We start from the raw sequence: 26,025 nt of genomic DNA on the forward strand, positions 1-26,025 counted from the left end.
CGCCGCGAACGGCGCCCGGCACACAGCAATTTCGCTGGGCGCGCATGAAAGCCCCGCGGCTCCCTACAGCGTAGGGAGCCTTTGCCTCATCTGCCGCTACAGAGGCCAGTCAGGCATCGAGCCACACATGCTCGGCAAACGAGTAGCCCATCAGACCTCCCAACGGGATGGGCGATAGGCCCTTGAGCTTGGTCGTATGGGCGTCGATGCTTGCCAGGAACAGCGGGATGCCGATGCCCGCATCCTCGTGAATCATCGCCTGCATGTCGGCATACATCTGACTGCGCTTGCCGTTATCGGTTTCGGCCCGCGCGGCCAGCAGCAACTGGTCGAACTTTGGATTCTTCCAGCGGGACTCGTTCCATGGCGCGTCGGACTTGAAGAACTGAGTGAGAATGGTGTCGGCGCTGGGCCGTGGGTTCACGTTGCCGAACCCTACGGGGCTATTGAGCCAGTGATTGGACCAATACCCGTCTGCCGGCATGCGCTTGACTTCGAGCTCCAGACCCGCACGCTGCGCTGCCTGTTGCAACACCAGCGCCATCTCGACCGAATACAGGGCGGCCGGCGATGTCACCACTGGCACTTTGCCGGTCACGCCCGACTTGCGCAGATGAAACTTCGCCTTCTCGGGATCGAACGGCCGCTGCGGCAGATCCTTGAAATAGAAGCGGTTGGTGGGGTCGATGGGCTGGTCGTTGGCAACCACCGCATTGCCAAGCGCGATCGCTTGCTTCATCTGCTGGCGGTCCAGCAAGTACTTCATGCCCAGGATAAAGTCAGGGTTCGTGCCGGGGCCCACATCTTTGCGCATGATCAGGTCGGAGTACTGGCCGGATTGCGTCGTGAGGACGGCATAGCCGGGAGTCCCTTTGATCCTCGCCACGGCGCGTGGGTTTATCATCGCGACCAGGTCCATGCCGCCGGACAGCAGTGCGTTGACGCGCGCACTCTCGTCGCCGATACCGACAAACTCGATCTCGTCGAGGTAAGGCTTCCCGGGCTTCCAGTACGCGTCGTTGCGCACCACCAGTGTGCGCACGCCGGGCTTGAACTCCTTGATCTTGTAAGGCCCGGTGCCAATGCCGGCGTTGAAGTCGGTGGTGCCGTCCTTGACGATGTGGAAATGGAACGTACCCAGAATGACCGGCAGATCGGCATTGGGGCTGTTCAGCACCACCGTGACCTCGTTCGGGCCGGTGGCCTTCACGCTTTCGATCTGCTCGGCCAGCACCTTGGCCTTGGAGGCTGTGGCCGGATCCTTGTGGCGCATGATCGAGTACACCACGTCGGCCGGCGAGAGCGCCTTGCCGTCGTGGAAGGTCACGCCCTTGCGCAGCGTAAAGACCCAGGTCTTGGCGTCCGTGGTGTTGAACGTCTCCGCCAGCGCCGCCCGCGGCGTCAGGCTTCGGTCCAGCGAAGTCAGTCCGTTGTACACCATGTTGCAGCGCACGTAGTCGTTCTGGTTCGACTGCTTGGCCGGATCGAGGGTATCGGAAGCGGCAGCCGTGGCTGCCGCCACGCGGATGCGCCCGCCTCGCCTGGGCGTCTGCGCATGCGCGCCGACCGCCGCGCCGGCCAGGCCGCCGGCCAGCGTGGCCTGCATGCCCCCCGCCAGCAGCATCTTCAGGACATCGCGCCGGGTGGCGCCGCCTTTGAGCGCTTCCATCATGCGAAGGCTTTCGCTGGGGCCGATAAAGTTTTCCAACTGGTTACGGCTATCGCTCATCGTCTGCTCCTTTGGTGCCGGGGCACGAGGACTGTGCCCCAGGCGGAATGCTGTTGACCCTCGGGCTTGGCCCGCAATTTCTTTATTTTTTCCGAGATCGCCGACTGCCAGGATCGGCTTCAGGTGCTTCATGCTAGTCAACCCGCACCAGCATTTGTTTCCGTTGGGCGCTGCGCGACCGCATCCAATTGCAAAGCTGGCACCTCCGGCAGACGAATCTTTCAAACTACGGATAAACCCCAGCCTGTTTCAGCAGCCTGGCATCAGGTCACTTGGCATCATCCGCCGTGTGATGCGCTCATTCCAGTCCTTCCTGCGCTGCCTTGCCCTTCCCGCACGGCGAGTCGGCCGCCTCCCTGCCCCTACCGCCAATGGAAGCCGGCCCCCGCTGTCCCGATGCAGCCGGCGCCACTCCGTCTCCCGCTGTGGCGCAGCCGCCAGAACAGCCAGTCAATACGGGACAGCGTCGTTCAGGCGCTTGACGGACCCCGCGCCAAACAATCTGCTGACTCGCCCCGCATAACGGCAGCGTTCATCGTGGCGCCCCCACAATGCGGCACCATACCGCGCGCCACCGCCGCTAAGCTTGTTCCAAACCAGCCGGCAGCGCTACGCACGAATGGATGCGAAGGAAACCGCGATGACCCTGATCAATGACCTGCCCCAACTCGCTTCGCTTGACGCCGCGGACCGTGCGCATCTGATCCATCCCGTCTCGCCGTGGCGCCTCCACGAGCAGCGCGGCCCTACCGTACTGGCTTCCGGCCGCGGCGCGTGGTTGACGGATGCCAACGGCAATGAAGTCCTCGACGCGTTCGCCGGCCTTTGGTGCGTCAATATCGGCTATGGACAGGAAAGCGTGGTGCAGGCCGCCGCCGAGCAGATGCGCCGCCTGCCCTATGCGACCGGTTACTTTCACTTCAGCAGCGAGCCTGCCATCCGCCTCGCCGAGAAGCTTGTGCAGCTCACGCCCGGCTCATTGAACCACGTCTATCTCACCCTGGGTGGCTCCGAAGCGGTTGATACGGCCGTGCGCTTCATTACGCAATACTTCAATGCCACCGGGCGGCCAACGAAGAAGCATTTCATCGCGCTGGAGCGCGGCTATCACGGCTCTTCTTCCACCGGTGCCGGACTGACCGCCCTGCCTGCCTTCCACCGCGGCTTCGACCTGCCCCTGCCAACGCAGCACTACATTCCCTCTCCCGATCCCTATCGCGCCAGCGACCCCGACGATGCCAAGGGAATCATCGACGCCTCGGTAGCAGCGTTGCGCAACAAGGTCGCGGAGCTCGGCGCGGACAATGTGGCCGCCTTCTTCTGTGAACCCGTGCAGGGCTCGGGTGGAGTGATTGTGCCGCCCAGGGGCTGGCTCAAGGCCATGCGTGACGCGGCGCGCGAGCTGGACATTCTTTTTGTCGTCGACGAAGTCATTACGGGCTTCGGGCGCACCGGCCCCATGTTCGCCTGCGAGGCTGAAGAGGTTGTCCCCGACATCATGACACTCGCAAAGGGCCTCACCGCCGGCTACGTGCCCATGGGCGCGACGATGATATCCGAGCAACTGTATGCCGGCATTGCCGACGGCGCTCCCGATGGGTCGCCAGTTGGCCATGGCGCGACATACTCCGCTCATCCGGTCAGCGCCGCGGTGGCCCTGGAGGTGCTGCGCCTGTATGAGGAAGGCGGCATCCTGGCCAATGGTCAGCGGGGCGCAGTGCCGTTTGCCGCGGGCCTGGATGCGTTGCGCAGCCATCCGCTGGTGGGTGACTCGCGCCATCGCGGACTGCTCGGCGCGTTGGAGCTCGTAAGCGACAAGGACAGCAAGCGCGGCTTCGACCCTTCGCTGCGCCTGGCCGAGCGGATCGCGGCGACAGCCTACCGCAACGGCATTGTGTTCCGGGCCTTCGCCGACAATATCCTGGGCTTTGCCCCCGCACTGACATATACCGAGGCCGAGTTCGAGCTGCTGTTCGCACGCGTGAAGAAGACGCTGGATGACGTGCTTGCAGCAGCTGACGTGCGCGCCGCGCTTGCAAGCTGATTGCGAACCGGCAACGTCGACAAATCGATTTCCCTAGCCCCTTGCTTTCCGCACGACTGTTTGCCAGAGCCATCGTTTCCGATCTGTCGCTGAGACGCTCTTTCGACGTGCGACAGCGCCCCCAGCCCCCAGCGCTGTGCCGCAAAGCATTGCTTAGCGCCGCTTTAAAAAAAAAGGCCCACAGGCATGGCAGCCTGTGGGCAAACGCCTCACAGTGAAGCAGGGACCGCTGAAGAAAAACGGACTGGAAATCGATTGCTAGGACGGACGGAAGATGGCATAAACCTTTGCTACATGCTCCCGGCTTTCCCAACTGCATTGCGCATGCTGTTCGACCAGGAAAATATCGCCTTCGGAAAATGTGCCGCTGCGGCCAGTCTCGTCCTGGAACGTCACACTGCCGTCCAACAGGTGCATCAGTTCGTAATGGATATACGGCATTGCACGGCGGTGGTAAGGCGTCGAATCCCAGGTGCCGCAGACAAATTGCCCGTCCTCGGAGCGATAATCGGTATGGTTGCGGCAAACCGGCGTCGGCGTAAGCAGAAACTCGGCCGGTGGCGTGCCGGATTGTTGCAGTTCCGGCACCTGCGCGATTGGCACCAGTGCGCGCGAGCCAATGACGCTGTGGTTGTAGCGCATGAAAATAATGGTGACAGGCGCTTCGGCACGCCACGCAAACCCCGCATCGCGCAGTATGACGGCACTGTTGCCGGAACCGAGGACGACCGTTTGGCCCATCTGCGTCAACGTCAGGCTGCCATCGCTGACGATAATGAACTCGTCCGCCTGCAGGTCAGCAACGGCTCCCGCACCAGCATCGAGCGCGATCTTCCCTACCGTGACGGGCCCCGGCGGCAAGTCGAGAAGCCGGCGGCTGGACAGGAATGCATCTTCGCCATCCCGCGCGGTGACCGGGATGCCCCGGGTATGGTCCCGCGCAAACTCGCGCAGATCGACAAAAGTCGCCGGGGTGGCGCGCTGCTGCAAACTCGACATGACTTGTTCCCGCGATCAATGAGATTGCGCTGCATAGCCTGTCCGCGCAGGGTCTCGGAATGAAGAAATTGGTGGACAGGCACGGTCAGAGCACCATGAAAGCGGCGTCGCTCGTTCCTGCAACCCGAGTAGGATTAGACCACTACCGGATTTCCGGCGTATCGTGTTTGGGTAGGGCTTAAGGAAAGAATCTATGGCATTCGCCACGCACGGCGGCATATGTTGCTGCAAGCCTCGCATGCGCCCATTATGGGGACGCCGACCGCGCGGTACTCGCTGATGCACCCGCCGACGGTAAGCCAACGGTACGCCCATGGGCTTAGCAATTCATGCGGTCTGCCTCCGGCTTAACCGCATAAGACCCTCGTTACGCCACGGCAGCCAGATGATCGTGCGGAATCTCTGCCAGGCCGCAAAGCGGCCCCAAAGCTATGGCAAGATTACCTGAGTCGCCAGACCCGCCCGACGCGACAATGCCAGGCAATGCTGCCAATGGCGCCCGTAGCAAGTCACGGCGGCCGGTTCAATGTGCCAGAAAGGAAGACATCATGCCAAGCCAAGCTACCGTTGTTCCAGTAACTTATCGCGCGATGAGCGAGAAGGACCTGCCTGCAGCCTATGAGCTGTCGCAGACTATGCGCTGGCCACATCGCCTCGAGGACTGGAGCTTTGTCCTCGGCCTTGGCACTGGCTTCGTCGCCGAAGAAGCCGGTGCGGTGATCGGCACCGGCCTGTGCTGGAAACAAGGACAGCAGGCGTCGCTCGGGATGATTATCGTGTCCCCGGCGCACCAGGGTAAAGGCATCGGCAAAGCGTTGATGAAACTGGTGCTGGAAGCCCTGGGGGAACGTTGCACACTGCTGAACGCAACGCCTGCCGGCCAGCCCCTGTACGAGCAGCTCGGCTTTATCGCGACCGGCACGATCCACCAGCACCAGGGAACGTTGAATGCCCTCGTTCACGCCCCGTCCTTTCCAGGCGAAGCACTGCGCCAGTACGTCCCCGGCGATACCGAGGCCATCATTGCGCTGGGAAACCGCGCCACTGGCATGTCTCGCGACGAGGTCCTCAGGGCACTGCTCGCCGCTGGCGAGACGGTCGTGCTTGAGCGCCATGGCAAGGTCGCCGGATTCTCCATCATGCGCCGCTTCGGACGCGGCCATGCGATCGGGCCGGTGGTAGCGTCTGACACGGATCACGCGAAAGCCCTGATCGCCTATTGGTGCGGAGCCTACGCCGGCTCCTTCGTGCGCATTGACGTCACCGGCACGAGCGGCCTGCAAGGTTGGCTAGCGGAGGCAGGACTACTTCAGGTTGACACGGTGGTGGCCATGGCACGCCACGATGTACCGCAGGCGGATAGCACGCTGCAGCAGTTTGCGATCATTAGCCAGGCGCTCTGCTAAGTCAGCGCACCAGCAGCTATCCGGAGATTTACAGGCGATCTCTCATATAGCGACCGCCGGCTTGCGCGGCGGTCGCTGTTGAATCTTGCCGCGCCAGTCCATGCGCGCTTATGCGGCCTCGGCATTGAACTCGGACACGAACGCCGGCGCTGCTTCCATGCGATAGCGTTCATCCTGGCTGACGTAGTACATCGCGGACCGGCCCCGGCGCGCAAACGTTACACAACAGGCATGCTCGAAGCGCCCGAAGCGCGTGACGCCGATCCCGGGCGGGTCCCTCCACTCCCATACACGCTGTTCCTCAATGCAGTCCAACACCCGATGCTGCGTCCGGGGATGCATGGATGAACTGAGCATCATGCTGATATAGCCGAACTCTCCCAGCGACGGATAGCGTTGCTGCATTGCCGCCCATCGTCTTTTCGGGGACATTGGGGGAACATTGCCGCCCCCCGTATCCCGCCCGAGATTCCCTCCTTTCTCCGCGTTCATTTGCCTTCCGATATTTGTTGCAGGTTCCTGCCGGTTTTCAACCATGCGGGCTCGATACCGTTTCCGGTACGTCACGCATGGGATCCGCGGGCCATCGTGCGGCGGCCGGCCGCCTCTTGAAGCAGGGATACGTCGCGTGCCGGCCGGTTACGCTGACTTACTGTGCTTGCCTGAGTTGAACCAGGATCGAGGGATCCTCCAGGGTGGAGAGGTCCTGCGTGATCTGCTCCCCTTTCGCGATTCCTCGCAGCAGACGGCGCATGACCTTGCCGGAGCGGGTCTTGGGCAGGTTGTCGGCGAAGCGGATCTCCTTTGGCTTGGCGATCGGGCTGATCTCGCGCGCAACCCACTCGCGCAACACCTTCGCGAACTGCGCTGCTTCCTCCCCCTGCGGGCGTGCGCCCTTCAGGACCACGAACGCGCAGACCGCTTCGCCGGTGGTGTCATCCGGCTTGCCCACCACCGCGGCCTCGGCCACGTCGCAGTGGGCCGCCAGCACCGACTCGATTTCCATGGTGCCCATGCGATGGCCGGATACATTCAGCACATCATCGATGCGACCGGTAATCGTGAAATAGCCGGTCTTGTCATGGCGCACCGCCCCGTCGCCGGCCAGATACAGCTTTCCTCCCAGCTCTGCCGGGAAGTAGCTTTTCCAGAACCGGTCAGCGTCACCCCAGATCGTCCGGATCATGGATGGCCAGGGCCGCTTGATGACCAGAATTCCGCCTTGCCCGTGCGGCAGTTCGTTGCCGGTCTCATCCACCACCGCGGCCATGATCCCTGGCAACGGCAACGTGCATGAGCCGGGTTGCAATGGCATTGCGCCCGGCATCGGGCTGATCATATGTCCACCCGTTTCCGTTTGCCAGAAGGTGTCCACGATCGGACAGTTCCCGTTGCCGACGTTCTGGTGGTACCACCGCCAGGTGTCCGGATCGATGGGCTCGCCCACCGAGCCGAGCAGGCGCAGACTGGACAGGTCGTATCGCCCCGGGTGTACTGCCGGGTCCTTGCCGCTGGCCTTGATCAGGGAACGGATTGCCGTCGGTGCCGTATAGAAGATCGTTGCCTGATGCTTGCGCACCATGTCCCAGAAGCGGCCGGCGTTGGGATAGGTTGGTACCCCTTCGAACACGATCTGGGTTGCTCCTGCGGCGAGAGGGCCGTAGGCGATGTAAGTATGGCCGGTCACCCACCCGATGTCCGCCGTACACCAGAATATGTCGTGAGGCTTGATGTCGAAGGTCCACTTCATCGTCAACGCCGCCCACAACAGGTAGCCACCGGATGCATGCTGCACTCCCTTGGGCTTCCCGGTGGAGCCAGAGGTATACAAGATGAACAGCGGATGCTCGGCCCCGACCCACTCCGGCTCGCAGGCTGCGGGCTGGGCGGCCATCACCGCATCCAGCCATAGGTCGCGTCCCGCAACCAGCGGAATGCTGGCACCAGTACGCCGGTGAACGACAACGTGCCTCACCGTTTCGCAACCGCCCGGCGCGAGCGCTTCATCGGCAATGGACTTCAGCGGCAGGGACTTGCCGCCTCGTACCTGCTCGTCGGCGGTGATCACGGCCACCGCGCCGGCATCGATGATCCGCTCGCGCAGCGACTTCGCGGAGAATCCAGCGAAGACGACGGAATGCACCGCTCCGATGCGCGCGCACGCCTGCATCGCGGCAATGCCCTCGATGGACATTGGCATGTAAATGACGACCCGGTCGCCTTTGGCGACCCCCATGGCACGCAAGCCGTTGGCCAGCTGGCAGACCTTCGCATGCAGCTGCGCATACGTGATCCGCGTGACCAGTCCATCGTCGGCCTCAAACACGATCGCCGTCTTGTCCGCGTTGCCCAGCTGCAGGTTGCAGTCCAGGCAGTTGTACGAAACGTTGAGCTGCCCGTCCTCGAACCAGCGATAGAACGGCGCATGATCCTCGTTCAGCGTCCTGGTGAACGGCTTGTGCCAGCTGATGCAATCGCGTGCGTGCCGAGCCCAGAAGCCTTCGTAGTCTGCCTCTGCGGCCGCGCAGTGGGCCTGATAGGCCGCCATGCCCGCAATGTTCGCTTGATCCACGAACTGGGCGGGCGGATTGATGAGCTCGATTTCCTGTTGCAGCGGTGCAATATCAGACATTGGCAATTCCTGTGGACGATGAGAGCGTGGGTGCTGCGAGTCCGGCCCGGATGCTACGGGGAACTCGCAGCGGTCTGCTCAGCAGTGGGGGCCCGGATTCCCTTACGATCCGGGCATCGCGGCAGGTCGCGGCAGGTTCAGAACTTGTGGCGAATGCCGACAACGGCGCCAAACTGGTTGGTACCGGGACGCACAGCTTCGCTGCTGACGCCCAGCTGGTCATTGAACCCATTTACGCCGAGGTTCGACTTGCCGCGGTTCAGCGCGTACGACACCGTGCTGTAGACGTCGGTTCGCTTCGATAGTGCATAGTCGACCAGCGCCACGAACTGCCATGGATTGCCGGCATTCGACTCTCGCAGATTCTGGTAGTAGGCAGAGCCAGCCACAGACAATGCGGGCGTAACCTGGTAAGCAGCGCCAAGCCAGGCGAGGTTCGACACCGTGTTGGCGAGGGCAACGCCCGGCAGGACGGCACCGTTGAACGCGTGCGCATACCGATACCCTGCATAGACCTTGGCCGAACCCACCGAGTAGGTCGCCGCCGCTGCCGCGCGCCGGATCAGGCTGTTGGTCGACAGCGCGGTAGCTGCCGAACGGTTCGACTGGTCATAGATGGCACCGAAGGCGAACGGCCCGGCGGCATAGCTTGCCGAGGCCGAATACGAACGTCCGTTGGTGAAATTCCCCGCGACTTCCTGGTTGTTGCTATTGAAGCTATACAGGCCGCTCAGGCTTAGTCCGCCGAACTTGCCCATGTACTTGACCGAGTTGTCGGCGCGCGCTCCGCCCATGTACGGGTCCTGTGCGCCAACCGAGTACCGGCTGGCGATGGCCATCGGGTCGTAGGTAACGCCGAAGTCGAAAAAGGGCGTAGTGTGCCGTCCGAACGTAACCTGACCCCACCCGGTCTGCAGGCCGACGTACGCGCCGCGTCCGAACAAGCGACCGCCCTGCGCCGAGGTACCGGTATCGATGTTGAACCCGCTTTCCAACAGGAAAATGCTCTTCAGTCCGCCTCCCAGATCTTCGACGCCACGCACCCCCCAACGCGACCCCGACTGGTTGCCCGACTGAATGGCCCATAGATTGGGGCCGGCTGCGCCGGCGGCAACGGTGCCATTTGACGCTACTGCGTGGTTCAGGTACTCGAATCCCACATCAGCGACCCCATAGAGCGTGACGCTCGACTGGGCGTGCGCGCCGGAACCCACCAGACATGCGGCCGACATTGCCAACATTCTATACTTCATGAAAATTTCTCCTCCCATTGCTTTGATTTACCCATTACCTGAAATGCACGGGGTCAGGCGAATTCATCATCGATATTTCTTCAAGATGAATTCGCATTTTCATGGCTTCCTGAATGATATTAATATCTATTTTCAGGCACGCCGATGTTTATTATTGATGACCGTCGGATCAGGTGATATGTGATATTCTCTTTATCGTTGATGCCACGATATCTACCTGATTATTTGAAGACGTCAGTATCCTTTTGCCCGATCGACAAGCCCGATGACCGGCTCGCCGTTTTCATGGCGGCGCATATTGTCCAGCACAGCCATGGCAGCAGTATCCGGTCGGGTCATGCTGGCAATGTGGGGCGTGATCCATACCTTCGGGTGCCGCCACAATGGGTTGTCCGCGGGCAGCGGTTCGGGATGTGTGACATCGAGAATGGCGTCGCCGATTTGCCCGGAATCCAGCGCGGCCAGCAAATCCGCGTGGTTAAGTTGCTGGCCCCGGCCAGCGTGCACCAGTCCGGCACCCCGCGGCAAGGCGTTGAACAGGCGCGCGTCCAGCATGCCGCGCGTTTCGTCTGTTAGCGGCAGCAGGCACAAGAGGATATCGGTACGTGCGAGGAATGCGTTGAGTTCCGCCTGACCGGCGTAGCACGTCACCCCGTCGATGCTGCGTTGCGATCGCGACCATCCCGCACAGTCGAAGCCAAACGAGCGCAGGCGCGCCAGCACTGCCTGCCCCAGAGAGCCTAGTCCCAGCACTCCGACACGCCGCTCTTGCGCCAGTCGCACCTGGATGGGACTCCAGTTCGACTGCGCCTGTTGCCGCCGATATGCCGGCATGTCGCGGTGGAGCGCCAGCACCGAGAACACCGCATACTCCACCATGCCCTCCACGATACCTGGCTCGATCATCCTCACCAGCGGCATATGTGCCGGTACTGATTTCAGATTGAACTGGTCAACGCCCGCGCCCGTTGAGAACACCACTTGGAGGTTGGGAAAGCGCTGTGCAATATCCTCGGGCGGCTCCCACGCCGCCAGGTACCGGACCTGCGCGGGGTCGCCAATATCGGGCCAGATGCGGAAATCAACATCCGCCCGCTCGCGCGCAAAGACCTTGGCCCACTGCTGGCCTCGCGCCGGATCTGCTTTGTAAATGAATGTGCTCATGTAGGGCGTCTCCGGTCTAAGAGCGGTTGTCGTTGAGAAGGCCAAACTACAGCGCGGCCTGGTTCACACAGGGAGCGTGCGGTCGCGAGACCGCCGCGATCATTTGAGGCACTGTTCAGCGGCCGGATGACCCGGCGCTCCATGGGTCAGGATCACGCATCGATCCACACGTTCTCGGCGAACATATAGCCCATCAGCCCCCCCAGCGGAATGGGCGACAGGCCCTTGAGCTTGGTCGTATGGGCGTCGATGCTTGCCAGGAACAACGGGATGCCGATGCCAGCATCCTCGTGAACCATCGTCTGCATGTCGGCATACATCTGCTTGCGCTTGGCGACGTCGGTCTCACCGCGCGCCGCTACCAGCAACTGGTCGAACTTCGGGTTCTTCCAGCGCGACTCGTTCCACGGCGCATCCGATTTGAAGAATTGCGTGAAGATGGTGTCGGCGCTGGGCCGCGGATTCACGTTGCCAAAGCCAACATGACTGTTGAGCCAGTGGTTCGACCAGTAGCCATCGGCCGGCATGCGCTTGATGTCGAGCTCCAGGCCGACACGCTGCGCGGCCTGCTGCAACACCAGCGCGGTCTCGACCGAATACAGCGCTGCGGGGGACGTCACCACTTGTACCTTGCCGGACACGCCAGCTTTGCGCAGGTGAAACTTCGCCTTCTCGGGATCGAACGGCCGCTGCGGCAGATCCTTGAAATAGAAGCGGTTGGTGGGGTCGATGGGCTGGTCGTTGGCAACCACCGCATTACCGAGCGCGATGGTCTGCCGCATCTGCTGGCGGTCCAGCAAGTACTTCATGCCCAGGATAAAGTCAGGGTTGGCGCCGGGGCCCACGCCCTTGCGCATGATCAGGTCGGAGTACTGGCCGGATTGCGTCGTCATGATGGCGTAGCCCGGGGTCCCCTTCACCCTCGACACAGAACGCGGGTTGACCATCGCCACCAAGTCCATCCCGCCGGACAACAGCGCATTGAGCCGCGCGCTGTCGTCGGCAATGCCGACGAGTTCGATCTCGTCGAGGTATGGCTTGCCCGGCTTCCAGTATGCGTCGTTGCGCACCACCAGCGTGCGCACACCGGGCTTGAACTCCTTGATCTTGTAAGGCCCGGTGCCGATGCCGGCGCTGAAGTCGGTGGTGCCGTCCTTGACGATGTGGAAATGGGACGTACCCAGAATGACCGGCAGATCGGCATTGGGGCTGTTCAGCACCACCGTGACCTCGTTCGGGCCGGTGGCCTTCACGCTCTCGATCTGTTCGGCCAGCACCTTGGCCTTGGAGGTCGTGGCCGGATCCTTGTGGCGCATGATCGAGTACACCACGTCGGCCGGCACAAGCGCCTTGCCATCGTGGAAGGTCACGCCCTTGCGCAGCGTAAAGACCCAGGTCTTGGCGTCCGTGGTGTTGAACGTCTCCGCCAGCGCCGCCCGCGGCGTCAGGCTTCGGTCCAGCGAAGTCAGTCCGTTGTACACCATGTTGCAGCGCACGTAGTCGTTCTGGTTCGACTGCTTGGCCGGATCGAGGGTATCGGAGGCCGCTGCGGTGGCGACCGCCACGCGGATGCGTCCGCCGCGCTTGGGCGTCTGCGCATGCGCGCTCACCGCCGCGCCGGCCAAACCGCCGGCCAGCGTGGCCTGCATGCCCCCCGCCAGCAGCATCTTCAGGACATCGCGCCGGGTGGCGCCGTGTTTGAGCTCTTCCATCATGCGAAGGCTTTCACCGGGACCGACAAAGTTTTCCAACTGGTTACGGCTATCGCTCATGGTTGTACTCCTGTGTATCGATTAGGGAAGGCATGCAAGTCGCGTTGTTGAATACAGGATCGGTTGGTATGGCTTAAGCCAGCCGATCCTTGAGCTGGTAGTACAGGCCAACGGCGGGCAAGAACCATGGCGCGCCGAAGTGTCCGGGAATGGCGGGCCAATCGCGCTCGCGCCATGGGTTGGCGGCTGCGTCGCCGGCCATCACGGCGGCCATGCGCTCACCCATGTAGACGGACATTTGAGTGCCGTGGCCGCTGTAACCCATCGAATAGAAGAGACCGTCACGCTCGCCAGCATGTGGCAGGCGGTCCTGGGTCATGTCAACCAGCCCGCCCCAGCAATAGTCCAGCCGGACATCGGCCAGCTGAGGAAAGATTTCGGCGAGGCCGGCACGCAGGATTTCGCCGCTGGCGGCGTCCTGCTGCGGACTGGAGATGGCAAAGCGCGCCCTGCCGCCGAAGACCAGCCGATGGTCGGGCGTGAGACGGAAATAATGGTGGATGTTCGCCACCGTGGTGTAGGTGCGGCGCTTGGCCAGCAGTGCAGCCGCGCGCTCTGCCCCCAGCGGCTCCGTGGTCACGATAAAGCTGCCGATCGGCACGATGCGCCGGCGCAGCCAGCCAAAGCTGCCATAGCCGCCATGGCGGGTCGCGCCGGTGGCAAGCAGCACCTGCCGGGCCAGCACGGTGCCGCGCGTGGTGTGCAGGCGGTGTACCTGGCCATGCATGCGCTCAACGCGCTGTACACACGTGCCGGTATGAATCTGTGCGCCATGGCGCTGCGCGGCCACGGCCAGGCCTTGGGCAAAGCGGCCCATATGCATCTGGCCGCTGCGTTTGTAGAGCAGGCCGCCGTGGAAGCGTTCGCTCTGGACCTCGGCACGCACGCGGTGCGCGTCGAGTATTTCCACATCGGTATCCACGCCATCGGCGATAAGCCTGTCCGCGCTGCGGCGCAGCGCATCCATCTGATGCGCACGGGTCGCGAGCTTGAGCTTGCCGTTGCGCTCGAAATCGCAAGCGATGCCCTCGTCGCGGATGATGCGCGCCACCGTGTCGACCGCATCGTCGTAGGCGTGGTACCAGTCACGGGCCCGCTGCGCGCCAACCCTGGCAGCAACGTCGGCGTAATCCACCGCAAGGCCATTGTTGACATGTCCGCCGTTGCGCCCGGAAGCCTCCGGCGCAATGGTGGGCCCCGCCTCAAGCACCACGACGCTCGCGCCCCGCCTGGCCAGCGCCAGCGCTGCCGACAGCCCGGTGAAGCCGCCGCCGACGATGGCGACATCGACCTGGGGCGGCAGATCGTACGCATTCAGAGCCAGCGGAGGCACTGAATCTTTCCAATAGGAATCGAGCTTCATAGTGATGTACGGGAGGGACCGCTGAGGGTTTTCAGAGACCAACGACGGCAGGCAGGCCACCGATGTCCTGGATCTCGGTGTAGCGGTAAGCCGCGTTGCCCGGGCCGTGGCCGCGATTCACGAACACCTTGTTCACGATGCCGAGGTCATCGGCCGACATCAGGTCGTAGCGCAGGCTCGACGACACGTGCAGCACGTCTTCAGGATTGCAGCCCAGCGAGTCCAGCATGTACTCGAAGGCCTTCAGCCGCGGCTTGTAGGCCTGCGCCTGCTGCGCGGTGTAGACGCGGTGGAACGGCGCGCCCAGCTTCGCCACGTTCTTCTGGATCTGGTCGTCCGAGGCGTTCGACAGGATCACCAGCGGAATCTCCTTGGCCACCTTGGCCAGGCCCGCCGGTACATCCTCGTGCGGGCCCCAGGTCGGCACCGCGTCGTAGTACGACTGGCCATCGCTGTCCAGGTACTGGATCTTCCACTTCTTGCACAGGCGGCGCACGGCGTTCTTCAGCACCACTTCATACGGCTGCCAGTCGCCCAGCACCTCGTCGAAGCGATAGGCGCTGAAGTCGGCGATGAATTGCTCCATTTGCTCAGGGGCAATCCGATCGGCGAACAGCTCGCGCGTCATCTCGCCCATGCGGAATCGCGTGAGCGTGCCATAGCAGTCAAAAGTCACGTACTTGGGTCGGAAGGTCATGTTTTCTGATCCTCAGGGGTTACCGGTCATCGACCGGGGTGGAACTGCGCGTTGTCCGGCGCAGATGACAGCGTGATTGCGGGGGATTAGAGCATGCGAGCTCTTTACGGTTATTGGGAAATTCAGCCGCGTCACGCGGCGAAAATGCGGTTATTTAAGTTGCGACGGCAGGTCGTGCGGCCTGCACCGCGGCTGTGCGTCCACAGGCCCCTGTCCTGCCGGCATGCATGGCTACCGCGGCTCGGAAAAATCGATCAGCACGCTCTTGAAGCGCAGGTTCGCCTCGACCGCCTGCCGGCCAAGATCCTTGCCGATGCCCGACTGGTGGTAGCCTCCGGTCGGAATCACAAAGTCGGCGCTGCGCCCATAACGGTTGATCCATACCGTGCCGGCCGAGATGCCGCGCATCGCCCGTAACGCCCGCCCGATGTCCGCCGTATGCACGCCTGCGGCGAGGCCGTAGTTCGCATGCCCGGCCAGCTCCAGGCCTTCTTCTTCATCGCCGAAGGTCTGCACGGTCAGCACGGGGCCGAATATCTCCTCCTGCACGGCAGCGTTGTCTGCGGCCACCCCGGAGATCAGCGTGGGCTGGAAGTACGCGCCGCCCGGGCCACCGTCGAACAGGCCGCCGCCGCAGCGCAATTCCGCGCCGGTCTGTCTGGACCGCTCGACGATGTCCAGGATGCGCGACGCCTGCCCTGCCGAAATAATGGGTGCCAGCGTGGTTGCGTCGTCCCAGGTCGCACCCGGGCGCAGGGCTGCGAAGCGCGCCACGATGCGCTCGACCAGCGCCTCGGCGACGCCCCGCTGCACAATCAGGCGCGAGCCGGCGACGCACACTTGCCCGGCATTGCCGGTAATGGCCCCGGCGATAATGCCGGCCAGCCGGTCCAGGTCGGGGGCATCGTCGAATACCAGTTGCGCGCTTTTTCCGCCCAACTCCAAGGTCACGGGCTTGGGCCCATGCACCGCGCAAGCAGCCATGATCGACGCCCCGGTGCGCGTCGATCCCGTGAAGGTCATTTTCGCAACCAGCGGGTGGCGCGTGAGCGCATCGCCGGTGGTTTGTCCGTCGCCCTGGACCACGTTGAACATGCCCGGCGGCACACCAGCTTCGATAGCGAGTTCCGCCAGCCTCACCGCCGAGAACGGCGTCAGTTCCGACGGCTTCAGCACGACCGCATTGCCTGCGGCAAGTGCTGCGCCAACCTTCCACGACACCATCACCAGCGGGAAATTCCACGGCGTAATGGCGCCAACGACCCCGTACGGCTCGGCCACCACCATGCCCAGATGGTCGGGCCGGGTGGCGGCTACGTCTCCACCAAGCTTGTCCGCGTATTCGGCAAAGAAGCGCAGGCCCTCGGCCGTGAATGGCACGTCCCCGGCACCGGCATCGCGGACCGGCCGTGTCGAGCACACCGCTTCGAGAGGCGCAAGTCCCCGCACGTCGGCCTCGATCAGGTCCGCCCAGCGGCGCAGCACGCGGGCCCGCTCGCGCGGTGCACGGCGCGCCCAGTCACTGGTGCGCCACGCCCGCCACGCGTCTTGCACCGCGGCATCGACCGTGGCAGCATCGGCCAGCGGCAGCTCGGCATGCACCCGGTTGTCGGAGGGTCGGCGCACCGGGATCCGGCCTGCGTCGGTCACTAGGCGGCCACCGATGAAATGGCCCGCGGGCACAGGGATCGTCTGGGGATCGAATACTTGCACGGGATGAAGGGCGCCTGGGGTTGGCACCGTGGTTGATTCATGGTTTCCATGCTAGACGCGAAGCCTCAGAATTTGTCCCTGTTGCGGTCTGCGCCACCGCATCGAATTTCAAAGCCGCCCCCCCACGCGAACGAATCTTCCAATCCCCGGAGAAACCCTGAGGCGCGGCCCGGCACGACGACATGGAAAACAAGCTTGATATGGCGCTCCAGCCGCATCGATCGATGCGAGGCGGCCCACAACCGTCCAATCCAACACCGAACAATCTGCTGTCATGGCGGAGATAACAGCAGCGTCATTCGTGCGTTCCGCAAATGCAGCACCATGCCATGCGACTGCAGCTCTAAGCTTGTGAAAGCTTCCCGCCGTTTTCGCCACGCACGCATGGAAGCCTGCCGTCATGCAGCCATGATGACTCGATGACACAGCGGAGCGCGCCTTGACCGACGACGCGCTGTCCCGGTCCGACGTCCGCGCGGCAACGACATGACAGCTGCCGCGCCATAACCGCCGTTACCGGATCAACGCCATGCCCGACACCTCCCATTCTCCGCCGCCTCGCTTTACGCGCCTGGCAGAGTCCGATCGCCCCACTATCACCCTGCGCATCGACGGCCACAGCGCCACCGCGCTGGCCGGCGACACCTTGCTGGTCGCGTTGCTGATGAACGGCCGGCGCGTGCGCGACAGCGAGTTCGGCGACGGCCCGCGCGCCGGCTTCTGCCTGATGGGCGCCTGCCAGGACTGCTGGGTCTGGACGCCCGCCGGCCAGCGCCTGCGCGCCTGCTCCACCCCGGCCGAGGCCGGCATGGAGGTGCTGACCCGGCCGCCCGCACAGCACTGGCCGGCCACGCCCGACCTGCAGGAATCGCTCGCCCGCCACCGCCAGGGAGCCGCCGCATGAGCGCCCTGTCCGCATCGCCACGCATCGTCGTGGTCGGAACCGGCCCCGCCGGCGTGCGCGCGGCCCAGGCGCTGGTCCAGGCCGGACTGCGCCCCACCGTGGTCGACGAGGGCCGCCGCGACGGCGGCCAGATCTATCGCCGCCAGCCCGAGGGCTTCAAGCGCTCCTACGCCAAGCTCTATGGCAGCGAGGCCCACAAGGCCCAGGCCCTGCACCGCGACTTCGACGCGTTGCGCGACCGCATCGACTATCGCCCCGACACGCTCGCGTGGAACCTGACCGAAGGCGAGCTGCACGTCGTGCGCGACGGCGAACCGAAGACCTTGCCCTTCGATGCGCTGCTGGTGTGCGCCGGCGCGACCGATCGCCTCATGCCGGTGCCCGGCTGGCACCGCGCCGGCTGCTACAGCCTCGGCGCCTCGCAGATCGCGCTCAAGGCGCAGGCGTGCGCCATCGGCTCGCAAGTCGTCTTCCTCGGCAGCGGGCCGCTGCTTTACCTGGTGGCCAACCAGTACGTGCAGGCCGGCGCGCGCGTGGCCGCGGTGCTCGACACCGCGCCCGCCACCAGGTCGTGGGCCGCCATCGCCGGGCTGCTGGCGCGTCCGCGCCTGGCCCTGCGCGGCCTCGGCCTGATCCGCGCACTGCGCGCCGCCGGCGTGCCGGTGCTGCAGGGCGTGGCGCCGCTGGCCATCGACGGCGATGACTGTCTTGGCGTGCAGGGCGTCACCGCGCGCGATGCGAGTGGGCGCGAGCAGCGCTTTGCCTGCGACGCCGTCGGCCTGGGCTGGCATCTGCGTGCCGAGACGCAGCTGGCCGACCTCGCGCGCTGCGAGTTCGCCTTCGAGCCCGTGAGCCGCCAGTGGCTGCCGCGCATCGACCAGGACGGGCGCAGCAGCACTCGCGGCGTCTACCTGGCCGGCGATGGCGCCCGCATCCTCGGTGCCGATGGCGCCGAGGCCGCGGGTCGGCTCGCCGCGCTGGCGGCGCTGGCCGACCTCGGCCACGCGCGCGGGCGCGAGCTGTACACCGCCGAGTCCGCCGCCCTGCGCCGCACACTCGGCAAGATGGACCGCTTCCGCCAGGGGCTGGCGCGCGCCTTCCCGTGGCCGCACGCGCAGGCCGCCGCTCTGCCCGATGACACAGTGGTGTGCCGCTGCGAGGCCGTGACGGTGGGCGAGCTGCGCCGCTGCGTGACCGAGCTCGACAGCCAGGAACTGAACCGCGCCAAGGCCTTCAGCCGTGTCGGCATGGGCCGCTGCCAGGGCCGCTTCTGCGGCCATGCCGCGGCCGAGATCGTGGCGCAGCGCTGCGCCATCCCGGTCGAACAAGTCGGTCGCCTGCGCTCGCAGGCACCGGTCAAGCCATTGATGATGAATACCAGCGAGGTGAAGGCATGAGCAGCACGGCAACCCGGAACCAGGACGCCGATGTGCTGATCCTCGGCGGCGGCCTGATGGGCACCACCACCGCCTTCTTCCTGCGCCAGCGCGGCCTCTCGGTGATCCTGCTCGAGCGCGAGCTGGTCGGCCGCCAGGCCAGCGGCACCAACTTCGGCAATGTGCGCCGCCAGGGCCGCGCGCTGCACCAGATGCCGCTGGCCAACCGCGCGCGCGCCGTCTGGGGCCGCGTCAGGGAACTGCTGGGCGAGGATCTCGAGTTCGTCCCATACGGCCATCTGCGCGTGTGTTACACCGAACAGCAGGCCGCCGTGCTCGAGCAGCATGCGCACGACGTGAAGCCGCTCGGCCTGGACCTGCAGCTCTACACCGCCGGGCAGCTGCGCCAGCGCTGGGGCATCTTCGCGCCCGCCATCGTGGCGGGCTCGTATTCGCCGCAGGATGGCCATGCCAACCCGCGCCTGGCCGGCCCCGCCTTCGCGCGTGCCGCCCGCCGCGCCGGCGCAAACATTGTCGAGCATGCCGAGGTGATGCAGGTCGAGCGCAACCCCGATGGCTTCGTCGCCCACACCGCCGATGGCCGGCGCTTCCGCGCGCCGCAGCTGCTGGTGGCCTGCGGCGCCTGGTCCAACCGCATCGCCGCGCAGTTCGGCGAAGCCGTGCCGATGGAAGCACGGGGCCCGCAAATGGGCGTGACCGAGCCGCTGCCCTATGCCATCGGCCCCTCCATCGGCATCTCGTCGCCGATCGAATACGAGGGGCTGTACTTCCGCCAGATCTCGCGCGGCAATATCGTCTTCGGCGGCGGGCTCAAGGGACCGGCGCATATCGACCGCATTCGCGCTTACGTCAGGCCCGACAACGTGCTGCGCCAGCTCCGCGAGCTGCGCCGCTTCGTGCCGGCCTTCGAGCACGTGCAGCTGATCCGCGTCTGGAGCGGCATCGAAGGCTACACCTCCGACTGGCAGCCGGTGATGGGGCCCAGCGCCACCGTGCCCGGACTGCACTACGCCTTCGGCTTCAACGGCGAGGGCTTCGCCATCAGCCCCGGCGTGGGCGAGATCATGGCCGAGCTTATCGCCACCGGCCAGACCTCGATCCCGCTCGAACCTTATGCCGTCGGTCGCTTTGCCAGCGCTGATACCCTCCAGGTCAGCGGCTGACCGAGCCTGCGTTCCATCAGCTGCGGCAGCATGCTGTGCCGCAGCAGATACGCCCGACCGGAATGCGTCGTGGCGGAGCCGGCGAATCGCGGCTCCGCATGGCTTTGCTTAGCTCGTCAATGCGCTACGGGGCGCCACCATATTCTCCGGCCGTAGAATCTCCGCCAGAAGCGCATTGCTCACGAGCTGTTCCGACTGAACCAGCTCTACCACGGTTCGACCGGTTTCCTGCGCGAGGCGCGCGATTCGCGTAGCGTTCTCATATCCGATATACGGATTCAGCGCTGTCACGATACCGATCGAACGCTGGACCAGCGCGGAGCATTGCTCGGGGTTCGCGGTGATCCCTTCGATGCATTCACGGTCCAGCATGCGCACGGCGCGCGACAATAGCCGAATGGAGTCATAGAGCTTGTAGGCGATGAGCGGCTCCATCGCGTTGAGCTGCAATTGGCCCGCTTCGGCCGCCAGGGTCAGCGCGGCATCGTTGCCGGCGATCTCATAAGCGACCTGGTTCATCGCTTCCGGAATGACCGGGTTGACCTTGCCCGGCATGATCGAGCTGCCGGGCTGGCGCGCAGGCAGATTGATTTCCGCGATGCCGGTCCGCGGGCCGCTTGAAAGCAGGCGCAGGTCATTGCTGATCTTCGACAGACGGAGTGCCGTCTTCTTGACGAGTCCCGATAGCAGCACGAAGTCGCCCATGTCCGAGGTCGCGGCGATCAAGTTGGGCGCGGCGCGAACAGGAAACCCGGACAGCGCAGCCAGTTCTTCGATTGCAATGGCCTGATAGCGCGGATCCGCATTGATGCCGGTGCCGATCGCCGTACCGCCGAGATTGACAGCGCACAGCGTCGCGGGAATGAGCGTACGCAGTTGCTCAAGGTCGGCCGAGACGGTATCGGCCATGGCCTGGAATTCCTGTCCAAGCGTCATGGGAACCGCGTCCTGGAGTTGGGTACGCCCCATCTTCAGGATGCCGCCAAACTGTTGCGCCTTGTTGGCCAGCGTGGCCGCAAGGTGGCCCAGGTTTTCCAGCAGCGGCAGATGAGCCAGGAGCAGTCCGACCCGAATGGCCGTCGGATATGCATCATTGGTCGATTGCGACAGATTGACATCGTTGTTGGGGTGCAGCCGGCCGTAGCTGCCCTTCTGCTCGCCCAGGTGCTCCAACGCGCGGTTCGCCAGCACCTCATTGGCGTTCATGTTCGTGGAGGTTCCGGCACCGCCCTGGATCATGTCAACGACGAAGGCATCGTGGAACGCCCCATCCAAGACTTCCGCGCACGCCTTGGCAATGGCGCCGTGCTTGGCGGCGTCCAGCAGGCCGAGCCGATGGTTGGCATTGGCGGCCGCATGCTTGACGATAGCCAACGCCTTGATGAAGTCCGGGTACTCGCCGATGCAACGGCCGGAAAGATGGAAGTTTTCCTTTGCGCGCAGCGTCTGCACGCCGTAGTACAAGGTGTGATCAAGATCTCGCGTACCCAGTAGATCCTTCTCCTGGCGCGTGGGCGTAGCTGTGGTCATGATGAGGCTTATGTGATGGGTCGAAGGAAAGCGGACAGGACCTGCCGATCCGAGCGGTCAACGCCCTGACAGCCTGAGCAATAGCAGCCTGCGCCGCGCCAGCATGGGTAGATATCGTTTCGTTCAGGCCGACAACACCACGAATACCTTGCGCAGCGTTTCCGTCACGTGCCATTCGCCGGTCGTGTTGGCGGGAAAAAAGAGTGTGTCACCTGCACGGATCTGCTGCGCCTCCCCGTCCGTTGGGGTGAACGTGCTAGCGCCGGCGAGGATGTGCATGACCTCGGCGTTCGCAATCTGGCGCTCGAACCGGCCCGGCGTACATTCCCGGAGACCGGCATGGCTCTCGCCGGCGCCCTCGAGGTCGATGTCGATGCCGCTGAGCTCGCAGGGCGGCTGGGTCAGAGGGCGGGCAGGCGTGCCCTGTTGTTGGAAACCTTCGGCGGTCGCCGATTGGCGAATGATAACGATGCTCATGAATGATCCAGTGTCGATAGGGTAGTTAGCCGCGTCAGTCTGCAGCCAGCGAGCGGCGGGCAACTTCGCAGAACCAGCGCACGCCCAGGGACAGCGCGTCGTCGTTGAAGTCATAGCAAGGGTGGTGCAACGGTCGCTCTCCATCGGGCCCGGGATCGGCACGTCCCTGTCCCAGCCAAAGGTAGGCGCCAGGCTTTTGCTGCAGCATGAAGGCAAAATCCTCGGAAGTGAATGCAGCACGGGGGGCCATGCGCGCCTCCAGCCCGATGGCACGGGCCGCGTCAACGGCCAGTGCCGCTTCCTGCGGGCTGTTCACCGTGGCCGGGTAATAGCGGTCGTAATGCACTTCGACCTCGGTTCCGCTCGCCGTTGCCACGCCATGCGCCATCGCACGCAATGCAGTCTCGATCCGGCTCTGGGCTTCCATATCGAAGCTTCGCACCGTGCCGGTTATCCGCACTTCGGCCGGTAATACGTTGTGGCAGTGCCCGCCTTCGATACGCGTGACGGACAACACGGCGGATTCGGCAGGATCAATGCGACGCGCCACGATCGTGTGCAATTGCGACACGAGCTGGCTTGCGGCCAGGATGGCGTCTGCGGTGTGGTGCGGCTGCGCGGCATGGCCCCCACGCCCGCGCAGCACGATATCGAACCGATCCGCCGCCGCCATGATGGCGCCAGGCAAGGTCTGGGCGTGGCCGAGCGGCAAGTCCGGCCAGTTGTGCAGGGCATAGACACTGTCGCAAGGAAATCGCTCGAACAGGCCCTCAGCGATCATGCGGCGGGCGCCCCCCTTGCCTTCCTCTGCCGGCTGGAAGATGAAATGCACCGTGCCATCGATACCGCTGCGCGCAAGCTGACGCGCGGCACCCACAAGCATGCTGGTATGGCCGTCGTGGCCACAGCCGTGATGCTTGCCGGGCGCGTGGCTGACATAAGCCGGGCGGCCCAGTTCCACCATTGGCAATGCGTCCATATCCGCGCGCAGACCTACGCTGCGCTTTACCTTGCCGGCGCGCAGCGTGCCCACCACGCCCGTGCCGCCGATCCCCTCGTGCACCGTGAGACCCAGCATGCGCAATGCCTGCGCCACGATGCCTGCCGTGCGGTGCTCCTCGTAGCCAAGTTCGGGATTGGCGTGCAGGTCCCGGCGCAGCGCAATCAGGTCCGGCAGCAAGTCGGCCACGGGTTCTGCGATCTGGTTCCACCTCATGAGCCGGCCCCCGCTCCATTGGAAGGCTGAATCTGGCGAGGAATGGGATGGTTGGACAGGACTTCGAGATCCCAGAGGTCCATCGGTGCGCTCCGGTGTTACTGAATGCAGAAAGGTAAAAGGTTCAGCAGCGCCACGCGTGCTGCATCGTTGCCAGCTTAAGAGCACTCTCGCCAACGATGGTGCCGATCGCAGCGTGCCGCGCCGCATTGAATTGCGTTTTGCCAGTCCAGGTGAACAGATTGTTCGGCGTCCTGAGCCGGCTTTCCCCCGGTAGCACGCAATCCGGCATGCCGCTCGATTCCCGGTCAGAGAGTAGGTGAATGAGAATCTCTATCATCTGCGCGGCTAAATTCCGGCCCTGCAGTTACTCATGCCACGCTCATGCCATTATTTCCGCCACGCGCCAGGCGCATCGCGCGCCATGCCTGTCACGTCAGCCTGTTACTGTTCCCGCTATCCGATGGGGCGCTTGCCGAAGCGCCGGGGCTTGCGTCGACGGCCGATCTTCCCGAAGTGCGCGTCAGCGCCAATGCAGGCGGCAGCGGGTACGTTGCTGTCGAAGCCGCTGGCGCCACGCGAACTGAAACGCCGCTGCGTGAAATCCCGCAGTCAGTGCGCGTGGTTACCTCCGAGCTCATTGACGACCTGCGCGCGACACGGCTTTCGGACACCGTCGACTATGTGAGCGGAATCGCGCGCCTCAATGACTTTGGCGGGACCTGGGACAACTATGCCATCCGCGGCTTCAGCAGCACGGAGATGGGATACCTGGTCAACGGTTTTCCCGGCTCGCGTGGATACAACCCCATGCGCGACGCCGCCACGGTCGAGCGCTTTGAATTCCTGAAAGGCCCGGCCGCGGCACTTTACGGCAGCAGTGAACCGGGCGGCTCCATCAATATCGTCACTAAGAAGCCAAGGTTCGCGCCCGCGACCTCGGCGGAACTGAGTGCCGGTACGCTCGGGTTCCGGCGCGCCACCGCCGATACCACCGGCCCCCTGAGCAAGACGCTGGCCTATCGCTTCAACATCATGGCCGAGGACAGCGCCAGCCGCAGCTCCCTGATCGACGGCCACAAGTACCTCGTGGCGCCTGCATTGGCATGGGCGCCGGACGACCGCACCCTGCTGCAATACGAAGGAGAGTTCCTGCGGTTGCGTACGCCGCTCGACCGTGGCCTCGTCAATGTGAACGGACAAATCACGCTTCCCCGCGACCGCTACCTGCAGGAGCCCAGCGACCCCAACCTTCATCTTTCCAGCGACACGCACCAGCTGACATTCGAGCGGCAGCTTTCTGCGGCCTGGCGCACGCGGATCGGGGCGAGCTACAAGGAATCGGGCTTCGAGGGATACGCCGCGGAGTTTGGCAGTCTGCTCGCCGATGGCCGTACGCTCACGCGTCGCAACAGCCTGCGGACATTGCCCTCCCGCGACACGTCTGCCCGCGCAGAGGTGGAGGGCAACTTCCATATGGCTGGCCTGGGCCACCGCATGCTTCTCGGCATCGAAGCCTCCCGCCTGTTCATGGGCATGGATATCGCCTACTCCAGCCTCGCGGCCAACGCGTATGCGATCGACATCTATGAGCCGGTGTACGGGCAAGCGAAGCCGGCGGTCTCGCCAGGCATATCGACGCGCGAAAACCAGCGCAACCTGGGCGTCTATCTGCAGGACGAGATGTCGATCGACGAGCGTTGGAAGCTGCTTGCCGGCGTCAGGTTCGATAACTACCACCAGTCAGTGGACAACCTCCTTTCCGCGGCAGCGACCCGACAGCGCCAGAGTGCCGTGTCGCCCCGGATCGGGCTGACGTGGCTCCCGACCGCGCAGTTTTCCGCGTACGTGTCCTTCGGAAAATCGTTCCGTCCGAACAGCGGCGTGGATGAGGCCGGCAACGCCTTTGATCCGCAGTACGCCCGCTCGGTGGAGGCAGGGCTGAAGTGGCAGTCCCACGACGAACGGCTAGGGGCAACCCTTGCCCTCTTCGACATCCGCAAGCACAACGTCCTGACGCGCAGCCCCACCAATCCCAACTTCAACATCGCCACGGGCCAGGCCGCGAGCCGCGGGCTGGAGGTCGATGCATTCGGCAACCTGGACGAGCGCTGGCGCATCAGCGGCAGTCTTGCACTGGTGAACGCCAGGGTCACCGAGGACAATGCCATCGCGCCCGGCACCCGGCTGGCCAATATCCCGAGGATCAGTGCGAGTCTGCTCGCCATTCGTGAAGATGCCATGCCGAAGTTCGGCGGCCGCTATGGTATCGGCACCGGCATCGTCTACGTCGGCAACCGATCCGGAAATGCCACCGACACGTACTCGCTGCCCGCCTACGCCACCGTGAAGCTTGTCACGTACTGGCAGCTCGATCGCCGCACGCGCCTTTTCCTGGACGTTCACAACGTGCTCGACAAGACCTACTATCCCGCCTCGTGGGGCAACCTCGCCGTAGTGCCGGGACTGGGGCGCCAGTTTGTCGCCGGACTGCGGTACCGGTTCTGACAGCGGGGCAGTGTCGTCCATGGGACCACATGCCGGCCGGCATGCAGCCGCCGCCACG

At 64.3% G+C, this 26,025-nt stretch carries 19 protein-coding genes; 6 read left to right on the plus strand and 13 right to left on the minus strand.

Features of this window, described 5'->3' with window-relative positions:
• Positions 1–109 precede the first annotated feature (109 nt).
• Entirely contained in the window at positions 110–1,729 is a 1,620-nt protein-coding gene (locus ACAD63_RS09440) for an ABC transporter substrate-binding protein (RefSeq protein WP_135707037.1), read from the minus strand.
• A gap of 640 nt (positions 1,730–2,369) precedes the next feature.
• On the opposite strand from ACAD63_RS09440, the gene ACAD63_RS09445 reads away from it, so the two are divergent.
• Positions 2,370–3,773, plus strand: a complete 1,404-nt coding sequence (locus ACAD63_RS09445) for an aspartate aminotransferase family protein (protein ID WP_434033826.1) — start codon at positions 2,370–2,372, stop codon at positions 3,771–3,773.
• A gap of 258 nt (positions 3,774–4,031) precedes the next feature.
• On the opposite strand, the gene ACAD63_RS09450 is transcribed toward ACAD63_RS09445, so the two are convergent.
• Positions 4,032–4,772 carry a cupin domain-containing protein gene (locus ACAD63_RS09450; RefSeq protein ID WP_135707039.1) on the minus strand — a complete coding sequence of 247 codons (741 nt, stop codon included), beginning with the start codon at positions 4,770–4,772 and terminating at the stop codon, positions 4,032–4,034.
• A gap of 548 nt (positions 4,773–5,320) precedes the next feature.
• Here ACAD63_RS09450 and ACAD63_RS09455 point away from each other — a divergent pair.
• Positions 5,321–6,178: a GNAT family N-acetyltransferase gene (locus ACAD63_RS09455; RefSeq protein ID WP_434033827.1), complete on the plus strand. Its 858-nt coding sequence runs from the start codon at positions 5,321–5,323 to the stop codon at positions 6,176–6,178.
• 108 nt (positions 6,179–6,286) lie between these two features.
• On the opposite strand, the gene ACAD63_RS09460 is transcribed toward ACAD63_RS09455, so the two are convergent.
• From ACAD63_RS09460 to ACAD63_RS09495, 8 genes are all read right to left on the minus strand, one after another.
• Positions 6,287–6,583, minus strand: coding sequence for a hypothetical protein (locus ACAD63_RS09460; RefSeq protein WP_115706743.1), 297 nt, complete (start codon positions 6,581–6,583; stop codon positions 6,287–6,289).
• Positions 6,584–6,827: 244 nt separating this feature from the next.
• On the minus strand, positions 6,828–8,810 hold the full coding sequence (gene acs / locus ACAD63_RS09465) for an acetate--CoA ligase (protein WP_135707041.1): 1,983 nt from the start codon (positions 8,808–8,810) through the stop codon (positions 6,828–6,830).
• A gap of 137 nt (positions 8,811–8,947) precedes the next feature.
• A complete protein-coding gene (locus ACAD63_RS09470) occupies positions 8,948–10,063 on the minus strand; it encodes a porin (RefSeq protein ID WP_135707042.1) in 1,116 nt (371 codons plus the stop codon).
• 234 nt (positions 10,064–10,297) lie between these two features.
• Positions 10,298–11,227: a 2-hydroxyacid dehydrogenase gene (locus tag ACAD63_RS09475; RefSeq protein ID WP_135707043.1), complete on the minus strand. Its 930-nt coding sequence runs from the start codon at positions 11,225–11,227 to the stop codon at positions 10,298–10,300.
• Between the two features lie 152 nt (positions 11,228–11,379).
• On the minus strand, positions 11,380–12,999 hold the full coding sequence (locus tag ACAD63_RS09480) for an ABC transporter substrate-binding protein (protein ID WP_434033828.1): 1,620 nt from the start codon (positions 12,997–12,999) through the stop codon (positions 11,380–11,382).
• A 73-nt stretch (positions 13,000–13,072) separates the two neighbouring features.
• Positions 13,073–14,362, minus strand: coding sequence for an NAD(P)/FAD-dependent oxidoreductase (locus tag ACAD63_RS09485; protein WP_135707045.1), 1,290 nt, complete (start codon positions 14,360–14,362; stop codon positions 13,073–13,075).
• A gap of 31 nt (positions 14,363–14,393) precedes the next feature.
• Positions 14,394–15,059, minus strand: coding sequence for a haloacid dehalogenase type II (locus ACAD63_RS09490; protein WP_133092903.1), 666 nt, complete (start codon positions 15,057–15,059; stop codon positions 14,394–14,396).
• 231 nt (positions 15,060–15,290) lie between these two features.
• Positions 15,291–16,772, minus strand: coding sequence for an aldehyde dehydrogenase family protein (locus ACAD63_RS09495; RefSeq protein WP_434033829.1), 1,482 nt, complete (start codon positions 16,770–16,772; stop codon positions 15,291–15,293).
• Positions 16,773–17,301: 529 nt separating this feature from the next.
• Here ACAD63_RS09495 and ACAD63_RS09500 point away from each other — a divergent pair.
• Genes ACAD63_RS09500 through ACAD63_RS09510 form a run of 3 tightly spaced genes read left to right on the plus strand, consistent with a single transcriptional unit; the run spans position 17,302 to position 20,236 of the window.
• Positions 17,302–17,676: a (2Fe-2S)-binding protein gene (locus ACAD63_RS09500; protein ID WP_135707047.1), complete on the plus strand. Its 375-nt coding sequence runs from the start codon at positions 17,302–17,304 to the stop codon at positions 17,674–17,676.
• Positions 17,673–19,073 carry an NAD(P)/FAD-dependent oxidoreductase gene (locus tag ACAD63_RS09505; protein WP_135707048.1) on the plus strand — a complete coding sequence of 467 codons (1,401 nt, stop codon included), beginning with the start codon at positions 17,673–17,675 and terminating at the stop codon, positions 19,071–19,073. The genes ACAD63_RS09500 and ACAD63_RS09505 overlap by 4 nt, the downstream gene beginning before the upstream one ends.
• Complete coding sequence (locus ACAD63_RS09510; protein WP_135707049.1) at positions 19,070–20,236, plus strand: NAD(P)/FAD-dependent oxidoreductase; 1,167 nt, start codon at positions 19,070–19,072, stop codon at positions 20,234–20,236. The genes ACAD63_RS09505 and ACAD63_RS09510 overlap by 4 nt, the downstream gene beginning before the upstream one ends.
• A gap of 108 nt (positions 20,237–20,344) precedes the next feature.
• On the opposite strand, the gene ACAD63_RS09515 is transcribed toward ACAD63_RS09510, so the two are convergent.
• The 3 genes from ACAD63_RS09515 to ACAD63_RS09525 form a co-directional block, all read right to left on the minus strand.
• Entirely contained in the window at positions 20,345–21,766 is a 1,422-nt protein-coding gene (locus tag ACAD63_RS09515) for an aspartate ammonia-lyase (RefSeq protein ID WP_135707050.1), read from the minus strand.
• Positions 21,767–21,889: 123 nt separating this feature from the next.
• Positions 21,890–22,243: a cupin domain-containing protein gene (locus ACAD63_RS09520; RefSeq protein ID WP_434033830.1), complete on the minus strand. Its 354-nt coding sequence runs from the start codon at positions 22,241–22,243 to the stop codon at positions 21,890–21,892.
• Positions 22,244–22,277: 34 nt separating this feature from the next.
• Complete coding sequence (locus ACAD63_RS09525) at positions 22,278–23,459, minus strand: amidohydrolase (protein WP_135707052.1); 1,182 nt, start codon at positions 23,457–23,459, stop codon at positions 22,278–22,280.
• 384 nt (positions 23,460–23,843) lie between these two features.
• On the opposite strand from ACAD63_RS09525, the gene ACAD63_RS09530 reads away from it, so the two are divergent.
• Entirely contained in the window at positions 23,844–25,967 is a 2,124-nt protein-coding gene (locus ACAD63_RS09530) for a TonB-dependent siderophore receptor (protein WP_434033831.1), read from the plus strand.
• The last annotated feature ends 58 nt before the right edge of the window (positions 25,968–26,025 follow it).

The organism is Cupriavidus sp. a3 (assembly GCF_051015765.1).
Lineage (GTDB): Bacteria > Pseudomonadota > Gammaproteobacteria > Burkholderiales > Burkholderiaceae > Cupriavidus > Cupriavidus oxalaticus_A.